The 12,350-nt window shown below is 63.0% G+C and carries 7 protein-coding genes; all 7 read left to right on the forward strand.

Features of this window, described 5'->3' with window-relative positions:
* Positions 1-51: 51 nt before the first annotated feature.
* The 7 genes from EK416_RS14420 to hpnD all read left to right on the forward strand — a co-directional run bounded on the left by EK416_RS14420 (position 52) and on the right by hpnD (position 12,222).
* Positions 52-2,469 (forward strand): response regulator, encoded by a 2,418-nt coding sequence (locus EK416_RS14420; RefSeq protein ID WP_127078675.1) that lies wholly within the window; start codon positions 52-54, stop codon positions 2,467-2,469.
* Between the two features lie 292 nt (positions 2,470-2,761).
* Positions 2,762-3,898: a recombinase RecA gene (recA, locus tag EK416_RS14425; RefSeq protein WP_127078677.1), complete on the forward strand. Its 1,137-nt coding sequence runs from the start codon at positions 2,762-2,764 to the stop codon at positions 3,896-3,898.
* A 167-nt stretch (positions 3,899-4,065) separates the two neighbouring features.
* The gene (alaS, locus tag EK416_RS14430; protein WP_127078679.1) at positions 4,066-6,750 is read left to right on the forward strand and encodes an alanine--tRNA ligase; all 2,685 of its coding nucleotides are present in this window, start codon (positions 4,066-4,068) and stop codon (positions 6,748-6,750) included.
* Positions 6,751-7,257: 507 nt separating this feature from the next.
* A complete protein-coding gene (lepA, locus tag EK416_RS14435) occupies positions 7,258-9,069 on the forward strand; it encodes a translation elongation factor 4 (protein WP_127079799.1) in 1,812 nt (603 codons plus the stop codon).
* A 257-nt stretch (positions 9,070-9,326) separates the two neighbouring features.
* Complete coding sequence (locus EK416_RS14440; RefSeq protein ID WP_127078681.1) at positions 9,327-10,493, forward strand: glycosyltransferase; 1,167 nt, start codon at positions 9,327-9,329, stop codon at positions 10,491-10,493.
* On the forward strand, positions 10,490-11,371 hold the full coding sequence (hpnC, locus tag EK416_RS14445) for a squalene synthase HpnC (RefSeq protein WP_127078682.1): 882 nt from the start codon (positions 10,490-10,492) through the stop codon (positions 11,369-11,371). Before EK416_RS14440 ends, hpnC begins: the two co-directional genes overlap by 4 nt.
* Positions 11,368-12,222, forward strand: a complete 855-nt coding sequence (gene hpnD / locus EK416_RS14450) for a presqualene diphosphate synthase HpnD (protein ID WP_127078684.1) — start codon at positions 11,368-11,370, stop codon at positions 12,220-12,222. Before hpnC ends, hpnD begins: the two co-directional genes overlap by 4 nt.
* The last annotated feature ends 128 nt before the right edge of the window (positions 12,223-12,350 follow it).

A 12,350-nucleotide genomic window follows, 5' to 3' on the forward strand; every position in this document is an offset into this window, starting at 1 on the left:
CCTTGAGGCAAGCCGAATCACTCCATGGTGGGGCCGTTGATGAGGTGACGAATGGGAACTCGGTCGATGGCGTTGGCGCAGAAAACGCCCCATTGGGGCAGCATAGCTGTCGGTGCGGGCGCCGCTGCCGCGGTGACGTTGTCTCTCGTCGGCCAGGGTGAGGCGGCGCTCGCGCTTTTCGCGTTCGCAGGCGCCGCAGGCGGCGTGCTTTTCGCGACCGGCCAGATCCAGTTCAAGCCCTCCGAGGCAACGACCGGCGACACCGCCCACGACATCGTCCGGGCGCATCCCGGCGCAATCGCCGTGACCAACAGGAAAGGGATCATTCAGGGTTGCAGCGATAGCTTCATGACAATCGTGGGCGGCCTCGGCGTCGATCAGAGCCTCTCGCGGCTCGGCGATCGCGACCGCGAAACGGCGGCTGCCGTTTTCCGCCTTCTTTCCGCCGGACGCGAAGGCAGGAAGCACACGGAAACCATCGTTCTCCCGAATTTGGCGGGAGGCGAAACGGCGGTTCTCGGGATAACCCCCATCGGCGATCAGGGGAACCGGGCACAGTTTTTCTTATGGCATGTCGAGCAATTCAGGAAGGATGCATCGGGCGAGCGCCGCACCCCCGATCTGCTCGAAATGCTCCCCGTGGCGGCCCTGACGGTCAACAAGGATCTCAGCGTTCAGAGCGCGAACAAGGCCTTCGAGAAGCTAGCCGGAGGTTCCCCGGTCGGCAGGGAGGCTTGGTCGCTCTTCAGAACGCGGCGCGGCAATCCGCTCACGCGCGCGAGACTTCGCGATGTCATCGCCAAGGCGGGGGGCAACATTCAGGTTCAGGTGGTGAGCGCCACCGGCTTTACCCGGCAGGCCGGGTTGCATCTGGCGGACACCCTCAACGGCGGCGGAGTGTGGCTTGTCACGCCCGCGGATGCCGCAACCGGGCGACTGGACGAGGCATTCGAGACGATCGTCGCCTGCGCACCCGAAGCGATGGCCATTCTGAACACGAAAGGCGTCATCCTCGGCGCCAACGATGTTTTCCGCCGGATCTTCGACACCGAAGGCACAGACGGTTCGCAGGCGCCCGACATTCATGGAAAGGCGTTGGCCTCGCTTCTTGCCGAAGCCTCCGCCCAGACGGTGAAGGAAAAGATTGCGGCTTTACTCTCCGCGCCGGATGCGAATCCCGCCCCGGTCGAGCTTCACGCCGCTCCTAAGGACGCGATCAACCGCCGCGTTCGCCTTGTGATCTTTCCGGCGGCCGACGGGAACCATCTCGTGATAACGGCGGCTGAACCCGTGGCAAGCGCGCTCACCGACGAGAAGGCGGCGCAAGGACAGAAACTTCAGGCCGTGGGCGAACTCGCCGGCGGCATCGCGCACGACTTCAACAACCTGCTTACAGCCATCATCGGCTTTTCAGACTTGCTCCTGCGCCGCTTCCGCGCGTCCGATCCCGCGTTCAAGGACTTGATGAACATCAAGAACAACGCGACCCGCGCGGCGGAACTCGTCAAGCAGATCCTGGCCTATTCGCGTCGCCAGACCTTGCGCCCCGCCATTCTCAGGCTGACGGACGTCATCGAGGAATTCCAGGCGACGATGGGCCGAACGCTCGGCGAAAAGGTCAAGGCCAGGGTGCAGCACGGCCGCGATCTCTGGTTCGTGAAGGCCGACGAGGGTCAGCTTTTCCAGGTCATCATGAACCTCGCGGTGAACGCGCGGGATGCGATGCCCGACGGCGGCGAAATCATCATCTCCACCGCCAATGTTAGCGAGCGCGAGTCCCTTCTCCTCAAGGATCGCGGCGTCGAGCGAGGCGAGTATGTCACAGTCGAAGTGCGGGACACCGGCACCGGCATCAAGCCCGAGATTCTGGAAAAGATCTTCGATCCGTTTTTCTCGACGAAAGAGGTCGGCAAGGGGACGGGCCTCGGGCTCTCCACCGTTTACGGCATCGTGAAGCAGACAGGCGGCACGATTCTCGTCGACAGCGAGATCGGAAAAGGATCGTCGTTCCGCATCTTCCTGCCGCGCTATGTCGAAACCGAACTCGACCTGAAAGCCCTCGAAACCCGCAGCGAAGCGCCCGAGCAGACCGTCGATCTCACCGGCAAGGCGACCGTCCTGCTGGTTGAAGACGAAGACGCCGTGCGTTCCTTCGCGTCTCGCGCACTCGCTACCCGCGGCTACACCGTTCTCGAAGCGGCGAGCGGCGTCGAGGCGCTCGAAATCATGGATCGTCACGAAGGTCAGGTCGACCTCGTGGTGAGCGACGTCGTGATGCCCGAGATGGATGGCCCAACCCTTTTGCGCCATTTGCGTCAGCGAAATCCCGACATTCGCATCGTATTCATGTCGGGCTATGCGGAGGAAGCTTTCCGCAAGAACCTCGCGGCGGACGAAAACTTCATCTTTCTGCCGAAGCCCTTCACGCTCAAGAAACTGGCCGAAACCGTGAAGGCGGCGGCCGCGTAGAGCGGAATTACGATCAGATCGCAGCGTGCGATCGGTAAAATGTTCTTCTTGGGTTCAGAGACAGATTCACCGATCGGGTCGACCCGGTGGCGTGCGCGCCCGGATCGGGCGCCGGAATTCGACGCATGCGGGGCAATCGATCTCGTTTTGCAGCGGGAGTGCCCCAATTGCAACAATCAGAACGAATGATCCAAGGTTGAGCAAAACCACTTGCGCACAAGAACAAACGGGGTACATTCAGTGTCGTTTGCAAGTCCATGACCGCTATGGAATAAACGAAGGATAACGATTCATGAGCGAAACGCCGTTCCGCGTGATCGAAGGGAATTGGGACAGCATGGACAAACAGAAAGCCCTCGAAGCCGCCCTGAGTCAGATCGAGCGGAATTTCGGCAAGGGATCCGTCATGCGGCTGGGCAAGAACGACAAGCCCGTCGAGGTGGAAGCGATTTCCACCGGCTCCCTGGGCCTCGACATCGCGCTCGGAATAGGCGGATTACCGCGTGGCCGCATCATCGAAATTTTCGGGCCGGAATCGTCCGGCAAGACGACGCTCGCGCTTCACGTTATCGCAGAGGCGCAGAAGAAGGGCGGCTCCTGCGGGTTCGTGGACGCCGAGCACGCGCTCGATCCCGTCTATGCGAGAAAGCTGGGCGTCAACCTGGAAGACCTGATCATCTCGCAGCCCGACACGGGCGAACAGGCTCTCGAAATCACCGATACGCTGGTGCGCTCCGGCGCAATCGACGTCATCGTGGTGGATTCGGTCGCAGCCTTGACCCCGAAGGCCGAGATCGAGGGGGAGATGGGCGATGTGCTGCCGGGTATGCAGGCCCGCCTCATGAGTCAGGCGCTCCGCAAACTCACGGGATCGATCTCGAAATCGAATTGCCTTGTCATCTTCATCAACCAGATTCGCATGAAGATCGGCGTGATGTTCGGCAATCCCGAAACCACCACGGGCGGCAACGCCTTGAAATTTTACTCCTCGGTGCGCCTCGACATCCGTCGCATCGGACAGATCAAGGAACGCGACGAGGTCGTCGGCAACCAGACCCGGGTGAAGGTCGTCAAGAACAAGGTGGCCCCGCCATTCAAACAGGTCGAATTCGACATCATGTACGGCGAAGGTATCTCGAAGACCGGAGAACTCGTCGACCTGGGGGTGAAGGCCAACATCGTCGAAAAATCCGGTTCCTGGTATTCGCACGACAGCCAGCGGATTGGACAGGGGCGGGAAAACGCAAAGGCCTTCTTGCGCGGCAATCCGGCGGTGGCCGAAGCGATTGAACGAGACATCCGCGCCAATGCCGGACTGATCGCGACAAAAATCCTCGACGGTGCGGATAGCGACGATGACAACGGCGACGGAGAGCTGCCGGGCGAGGTTGAGGCGCCAAGCCCGGGCCGGAAGGGCGCCAGCCGCTAGGCCGACGTCGATGTGTCAAATCGGACCGCATGTGGCAGGATTGCTGTGGGCGTCTTGCTCGATAACGGGAAATTGCGGTATCGCTGTCGAGTGCCGATATGCTTTATCTCTTGGGCCGGTTTGGCCGCCGGTAAAGCCGCGCTTGTCCACTGGAAACGAATTTGGTTATGAGCACCCTTAACGAGATCCGCGGAACCTTCATCGATTTCTTCCGCAAGAACGGTCACGAGCACGTGCCATCGAGCCCGCTCGTGCCTCGGAACGATCCGACGCTGATGTTCACGAACGCGGGCATGGTGCAGTTCAAGAACGTCTTCACCGGCATGGAGACGCTTCCATTCAAGCGCGCCGTCACCTCCCAGAAGTGCGTGCGCGCGGGCGGCAAGCACAACGACCTCGACAATGTCGGCTACACCGCGCGACATCACACCTTCTTCGAGATGCTCGGCAATTTCTCCTTTGGCGACTACTTCAAGGAGCGCGCCATAGAGTTGGCCTGGACGCTCGTCACCAAGGAATTCGGGCTCGACAAGAAGCGGCTTCTCGTCACCGTCTTCTCCGAAGACGACGACGCGCATGCCCTCTGGAAGAAGATCGCAGGTCTGTCCGACGACCGCATCATCCGCATTCCCACATCGGATAATTTCTGGTCGATGGGGGAAACGGGTCCGTGCGGGCCCTGCTCCGAAATCTTTTTCGACCACGGTCCGAAAGTCCCCGGCGGCCCTCCCGGCAGCGAGGACGCCGACGGGGACCGCTTCATCGAGATCTGGAACCTCGTTTTCATGCAATACGAGCAGGTTTCGAAAACGGAGCGGCTCGATCTGCCGAGGCCTTCGATCGACACGGGCATGGGCCTGGAACGCGTCGCCGCAGTGCTGCAAGGCGTTCACAATAATTACGACACCGACCTCTTTCAGGCTCTGATCCGCGCTTCGGTCGATGCGACCGGCGTGCCGGCCGAGGGCGCAGCGCTTCCGAGCCATCGCGTCATCGCCGACCATCTTCGCGCCTCTGCCTTCCTTATCGCGGACGGCGTGCTGCCCTCGAACGAAGGGCGTGGCTATGTTCTTCGCCGCATCATGCGACGCGCGATGCGCCATTCGCATCTGCTGGGCGCCGAAGAACCGCTGCTGTACCGCCTCCTTCCCGTTCTGGTGCGGGAGATGGGCCAGGCTTATCCGGAACTCGTGCGCGGTCAGGCGCTCATCGGCGAAACGCTCAAGATCGAGGAGGTGCGCTTCCGCAGGACGCTCGCCCGCGGCCTGAGCCTTCTCGACGAGGCGTCCGGTTCGCTCGGCGCGGGCGACACGTTTTCCGGCGACGTGGCCTTCAGGCTGTATGACACCTACGGCTTCCCGCTCGACCTGACGCAGGATGCGCTGAAGGCCCGCAGCATTCGCGTCGATGTCGAACAATTCAACGCCGCCATGGCGCAGCAAAAGGCCGAAGCGCGCAAGGCGTGGGCTGGCTCCGGCGAGGCTGCGACGGACAAGGTCTGGTTCGACGTGCTGGATCAGGCGGGCGCGACGGAATTTCTCGGCTATGAAACTGAGGTAGCCGAAGGCCAGATTGTCGCGATCCTGAAGGATGGCAAGCCGGTCAAGCAATTGAAGACCGGCGAAGAGGGCGTCCTTATTCTCAACCAGACGCCGTTTTATGGCGAATCGGGCGGCCAGGTCGGTGACCGAGGTGTCATCATCGGGCCGAAAAATGCCCACTTCGACGTGACCGAGACGCAGAAGAAGCTCGGCAAACTGTTCGCGCATGTCGGCGTAGCGAAAGAGGGCCCGCTCAAGGTTGGCGACGCCGTCGAAATGCAGGTCGATCACGCGCGCCGCACCGCGATTCGCGCGAACCATTCGGCGACCCATCTGCTGCACGAGGCGCTGCGCGAGACGCTCGGCACGCATGTCACGCAAAAGGGCTCGCTCGTCGATCCGGACAAGTTGCGTTTCGATTTCTCCCATCCGAAGCCGCTTTCCAGGGAGGAACTCGCAGCCGTCGAGGATCTGGCCAATGCAGTCGTGTTGCGCGACAGCCCCGTGGTAACCCGTCTGATGGCGGTGGACGACGCCATTGCTGCCGGCGCCATGGCGCTTTTCGGCGAAAAATACGGCGAGGAGGTCCGCGTCGTTTCGATGGGCGAGGCCAGCCACGACGACCGCGGAAGCCGCGCTTTCTCGGTGGAACTGTGCGGTGGCACGCACGTGCGGGCGACGGGCGAAATCGGCCTCGTCAAGGTCGTGCAGGAGAGCGCCGTCGCCGCCGGTGTCAGACGCATCGAAGCCCTGACGGCCAATGCGGCCCGCCAGCATCTCGCACATCAGGAGGCGGCCCTTCGGCAGGCCGCCGAGCTTCTCCGCGTGGCGCCATCGGAAGTCCCGACGCGCCTGCAAAGCCTGATAGAAGAGCGCAAGAAGCTTGAACGCGAACTGGCCGAGGCGAAGAAGAAGATTGCGCTCGGCACGGGCGGGGGACAGGACGGCGCTGAAAATCCGGTTCGCCGGGTCGGCGACGTGACGATGTTCGCGCGCACCGTCCAGGGCATTCAGCCCAAGGATCTTCGCAGCCTCGTGGATGACGGCAAACGGCAGATCGGCTCCGGGATCGTGGCCATCGTAGGCGTCACGGACGATGGCAAGGCGGGAATCGTTGTCGGCGTGACGGACGATCTCACCAAGCATTACAGCGCGGTCGATCTCGTAAAGGCCGGAGCGGCTGCGGTCGGAGGACAAGGCGGGGGCGGCAGGCCGGATCTGGCGCAGGCCGGCGGTCCGAACGGAGCGAACGCCGAGGCTGCGCTGAACGCCATCGCGGAACGTCTCGCAGGCGCGGCTGCCGCAGCATAAGCGTCTTGCGGGCGGCAGGCGGGGTCAGGCGTGGCGCGGCGTAGTCGGTGGAGGCGGTTCGTTGCCTTCAGCTCAAGTTGCGGTTTGGCAACCCGGGTTGTCCACTCGCTTGCGTCGATGCGGCTATCGCGCGGAGCAGTCCACCGCAAGCGAATATGACACGTGAGCCGCGCAGCCTTTGGTGGCGCGGTAAGCACGGCGGATGCAACGGAGGAACGCGCGATTTGGCAGATTTCCCCGCCCATGCGCCGCAGGCAGGGCAAAGACTGAAGCCGCACCCCGCAACCATTAGACACCTGCGACCATACGACACCTGGGGCGAAGCCTCGAAACCTCAGGCGAAGCCTCGAACGTTCGCCGCCACCCTTTCAGCCTTTTGACTTTTCCATTATGTAAGGCGCCATGACCGAGCCGAAATCGCCCGAGCCAATGAACACCGTGCCTGCAAACGCCGTTGCCGCCACAGCCGCGCCAATAGCGGAGGTCGCCAAGGGAGCGCCCAAACCCGTGACGCCGCTATCGCGCATCCGCAATTTTTCGATCGTCGCGCATATCGATCACGGCAAATCGACGCTCGCCGACCGCCTGATCCAATATTGCGGAGGTATGAGCGACCGCGAAATGGCGGGGCAGGCCCAAGTTCTCGACAACATGGACATCGAGAAGGAGCGCGGCATCACCATCAAGGCGCAGACCGTGCGCCTCGACTACAAGGCAAAGGACGGCGAGCTTTATCAGCTCAACCTGATGGACACGCCGGGGCATGTCGACTTCGCTTACGAAGTCAGCCGCAGCCTCGCCGCTTGCGAAGGCTCGCTGCTTGTCGTCGACGCGAGCCAGGGCGTGGAAGCGCAGACGCTCGCAAACGTCTATCAGGCGCTCGACAACAACCATGAAATCGTCCCCGTTCTGAACAAGATCGACCTTCCCGCCGCCGAACCGGACCGCGTGAAGCAGCAGATCGAGGACGTGATCGGTCTCGACGCCTCCAACGCGGTGGAGATTTCGGCGAAGACGGGCCTCAACATCGACGCCGTGCTTGAAGCCATCGTGCACCGCCTGCCGCCTCCCAGAGAGGGCGACGTGAAGGCGCCGCTGAAGGCGATGCTCATCGACAGCTGGTACGATCCCTATCTCGGTGTTGTGGTGCTCGTGCGCATGGTGGACGGCGTGCTCAAGAAGGGCATGCGCATCAAGCTGATGGCCACCGACGGCGTCTACCCCGTGGACCGCGTCGGCATCTTCCGCCCGAAGCAGGAAATGGTCGATGCGCTGCGCCCCGGCGAAGTCGGCTTTTTCACCGCCGCGATCAAGGAAGTGGCCGACACGCGCGTCGGCGACACGGTTACGGAAGAAAAGCGGCCCACTCCCAAGGCGCTGCCGGGTTTCAAGCCGGTGCAGCCCGTGGTCTTCTGCGGCCTTTTCCCGGTCGACGCGTCGCAATTCGAGGATCTGCGCGACGCAATGGGAAAGCTGCGCCTCAATGACGCGAGCTTCCAGTATGAGATGGAGACGAGCGCTGCGCTCGGCTTCGGCTTCCGCTGCGGCTTCCTCGGCCTCCTTCATCTCGAAATCATCCGCGAGCGTCTCGAACGCGAGTTCAATATCGATCTCATCACCACCGCCCCTTCGGTGATCTATCACCTCTATATGACCGACGGGCAGATGGAGGAGATGCACAATCCGGCCGACATGCCGGACATCGTGAAGATCGATCACATGGAAGAGCCCTGGATCAAGGCCACGATCCTGGTGCCGGACGATTATCTCGGCGCGGTGCTCAAGCTGTGCGAGGATCGGCGCGGGCGCCAGATCGACCTGTCCTATGCCGGCAACCGCGCCATGGTGGTCTACGAACTGCCGCTCAACGAGGTAGTTTTCGACTTCTACGACCGGTTGAAATCCGTATCGCGCGGCTATGCGAGCTTCGATTATCAGCTCATCGAATACCGCGAGGGCGACCTCGTGAAGATGTCGATCCTCGTCAACGCCGAACCGGTGGACGCGCTTTCGATCATCGTGCATCGCGGTCGCGCGGAGATGCGCGGGCGCATGATGTGCGAGAAGCTGAAAGAGCTGATCCCCCGCCATCTGTTCCAGATCCCGATCCAGGCTGCCATCGGCGCGAAGATCATCGCGCGCGAAACGCTCTCGGCACTCCGCAAGGACGTGACCGCGAAGTGCTATGGCGGCGACGTCAGCCGCAAGCGCAAGCTGCTCGACAAGCAGAAAGAGGGCAAGAAGAAGATGCGGCAATTCGGCCGCGTCGAGATCCCCCAAGAGGCCTTCATCGCCGCGCTGAAGATGGACGCGAACTAGCCCTGTTGCGTGCACAAGCAAGGGGTATTCGTATAATTTCCGTGCTCAAATAAAGAATTACGGCATCTCCCGCGCGCAGAATGGAAGGTGGGCCTGAAACCCATCCGGGGGACCGGGGACTTGTCCTGCCGAGAAGACGAACAAAAACAATAGACTCCAAGGTCCTTTCTCTTCTATTCGAAGCGACAGGGTACTTAGGGCGGATGCTGGTTGCAGTGGGGCACCGCGGCCGGCATCGATAAAGCAAGAGTCTGGGCATGACGGTCGAGTTGACTTTGGGCGGCGTCGCGCTTGCGGCGTGGGTGTTTCTGTTGGCTGCTCGCGGGGGGTTCTGGCGAGCCAACGTTCGGGAAGAAAGCGAGCGCGCAATCGCGCCGGCGACATGGCCCTCGGTGACGGCAGTCATCCCGGCACGGAACGAGGCCGACGTCATCGACCGGTGCATCTCGTCGCTCCTGGCGCAGGATTACCCCGCGCGGCTCGACGTGGTTCTCGTGGACGATCAGAGCGATGACGGCACGTCCAAAGTCGCGCGCAAGGCCGCCGAAGCGCTCGGCGCCAGCGACCGCCTCACGATCATCTCAGGCCAACCCTTGCCGCGCGGCTGGACAGGCAAGCTCTGGGCCGTCAACCAGGGCATCGCCGAAGCCTCGTCGCGTCCGGTTCCCTCGCGCTACCTGCTCCTCACCGACGCCGACATCGCCTACGATCAGGGCGTGGTGCGCCGCCTTGTGGCCCGGTCGGAGGGGCGCGGCCTCGTGCTCAACTCGCTGATGGTCAAACTCCGTTGCGAGAGCTTCGCCGAGCGGATGCTGATCCCCGCCTTCGTCTTCTTCTTCCAGATGCTCTACCCATTCTCGTGGGTGAATCGCCGCGACCATCCGATGGCGGCGGCGGCGGGGGGCTGCATGCTCGCTCGCCGCGACGCGCTTGAAGCGGCGGGCGGCATCCGGGCCATCCGCTCCTCGCTGATCGACGATTGCGCGCTGGGCCGCGCCATGAAACGCAAGGGACCGGTCTGGCTCGGCCTCACCGACAGTGTCCACAGCCTGCGCCCCTACCCTCATTTCGAGGATATCCGCAAGATGGTGGCGCGCTCTGCCTACGATCAGCTCAATTATTCGCCCCTGTTGCTCGCCGGCACCGTCATCGGAATGATGCTGACCTATCTTATTCCGCTCTGGCTCGCTGTTTTCGGCACAGGTTTAGCGCAAGCAGCTGGCGCGATAAGCTTTGTCTTGATGACGGCGGCTTTCTGGCCGATTGTCCGCTTCTACAGGCTTTCGCCGTTGTGGTCGGCTGCGCTGCCTGCCATCGCGGTTCTCTACATTACGTTCACGGTCGACTCCGCGCTCCAGCAGTGGCGCGGCAAGGGCGGCCTTTGGAAGGGGCGCGTTCAAGCGCAGCGCGCGGAGGCATCATGACGGCGGGTCCGGTCTGGGAAGCAGGCGAGAAGACGCATCGGGACGAAAACTTCCCGGTCGCGTCGCATCTCGTGTCGAAGCGGCATCGCGCGCCGATCATGGCGTTCTACCGTTTCGCGCGCGCCGCCGACGACGTCGCCGACGATCCGAACCTTTCCGAAGACGAGAAAGTGTTCACGCTCGACGCGTTCGAGGCGACGCTGCTCGGACAGACCGACGCCATCGCGCACGCCTTGCCCCTGCGGGCCGCACTCGCCGAGCGTGGGCTGTCGCCGCAGCATGCCCAGGATCTCCTGATCGCGTTCCGCCGGGACGCGCGCAAGACCCGCTACACCGACTGGAACGACCTCATCGACTATTGCCGCTATTCCGCCATGCCGGTCGGGCGCTTCGTGCTCGACGTCCACGGCGAAAGCCGCGACACCTGGCCCGCGAACGACGCACTGTGCGCCGCGCTTCAGATCAACAACCACCTTCAGGATTGCGGCGCGGACTACCGGCGCCTCGACCGCGTTTACATCCCGCTCGACCTGCTCGAAGCGCGCGGCATCCCCGTAGAGGCCCTCGCCGCGCCCAAAGCCTCGCCCGCGCTGCTCGACGTCATTCATGACCTGGCAGCGAAAACGGAAGCGCTTCTCGGCTCGTCGCAGCTTTCGCGCGGCATCCGCGATACGCGGCTCAGCCTCGAAGTCGCCGGTATCGAGCGGCTCGCTCGGAAGATCGTGCATCTCCTCAAGGAACGCGACCCGTTGAGCGAGCGCGTCCATCTGTCGAAGGCCGCATCTGCGTCGAATCTGATTGCGGCGGCGGGCCTTGAGCTTGCGCGGCGGCTTTTCACACCCGGCGCGGCTCAGCCTGCGTTGCGAGGTGGCAAATGACCGCCGAAGTTCTTGACGACCTCCAGCACCCCGAGGACGAAGCGTCGAAGCGCGCGCTCGGCAGCTCGTTCTACGCCGCGATGCGCATCATGCCGCCCGGCCAGCGCGAGGCGATGTTTGAAATCTACTCCTTCTGCCGCGCGGTGGACGACATCGCCGACGACATCGAGGGAGATGCCGAAGCCCGCCTGCGCAAGCTCGATCTCTGGCGGCGCGACATCGATGCCGTATACCGGGGCGAGCGCGTGCGCGGGCTTTCCGGCCTCGCCGTCGCCGTGCGCGATTTCGGGCTTGAGCGAGAGGACTTCCGCGCCGTGATCGACGGCATGGAAACCGACGTGCGCGGGCCGGTGCGGGCACCGAGTTTCGACGAACTCGACCTGTACTGCGACCGCGTGGCGAGCGCCGTGGGCCGTCTGTCGGTAAAGGTATTCCGCATGCCGGATCACGAAGGCCGGGAGCTTTCCGAACATCTCGGCCGCGCGCTCCAGCTGACCAACATCCTGCGCGACCTCGACGACGACGCCGCCATCAACCGGCTCTATCTGCCGCACGAGTTTCTCGTCGACGAAGGCATCGAAAGCATCGACCCCGACACGGTGCTCGCGCATCCGGCTCTGGAGCATGTCTGCAACCGCATCGTGAAGCTCGCGCGCTGGCACTTCGCGGAAGCCGACCGCATCATGAAGGCGCACCCGCGCCGCATGGTGCGCACGCCGCGCGTGATGTCGGAGGCCTACAAGGCCATCCTCTCCGGCCTCGTCAAGCGCGGCTTCAAGCCGCCCCGCACGCGCGTCAAGCTTTCCAAGCCGCGCATAGTGTACATCGTCCTGCGCCACTGCGTCGTCTGATGGAGCGATTTTGACATTTTAGGGCCGTTTGCACCCAGCTCCCGCCCCAATGTCAGCCCCACTGGAAGAATTGGCATCAGGTGCGTCCTTGCGATTCCGACATTTGCTCGCGAGGACGCCTCAATCGG

The sequence above is a fragment of the Rhodomicrobium lacus genome (assembly GCF_003992725.1).
Classification (GTDB): domain Bacteria; phylum Pseudomonadota; class Alphaproteobacteria; order Rhizobiales; family Rhodomicrobiaceae; genus Rhodomicrobium; species Rhodomicrobium lacus.

Bases quoted from the DNA above. Each gene is read 5' to 3' on its own strand.
- EK416_RS14420 (WP_127078675.1), top strand. From the start codon at position 52: ATGGGAACTCGGTCGATGGCGTTGGCGCAGAAAACGCCCCATTGGGGC.
- recA (WP_127078677.1), top strand. From the start codon at position 2,762: ATGAGCGAAACGCCGTTCCGCGTGATCGAAGGGAATTGGGACAGCATG.
- alaS (WP_127078679.1), top strand. From the start codon at position 4,066: ATGAGCACCCTTAACGAGATCCGCGGAACCTTCATCGATTTCTTCCGC.
- EK416_RS14440 (WP_127078681.1), top strand. From the start codon at position 9,327: ATGACGGTCGAGTTGACTTTGGGCGGCGTCGCGCTTGCGGCGTGGGTG.
- hpnC (WP_127078682.1), top strand. From the start codon at position 10,490: ATGACGGCGGGTCCGGTCTGGGAAGCAGGCGAGAAGACGCATCGGGAC.
- hpnD (WP_127078684.1), top strand. From the start codon at position 11,368: ATGACCGCCGAAGTTCTTGACGACCTCCAGCACCCCGAGGACGAAGCG.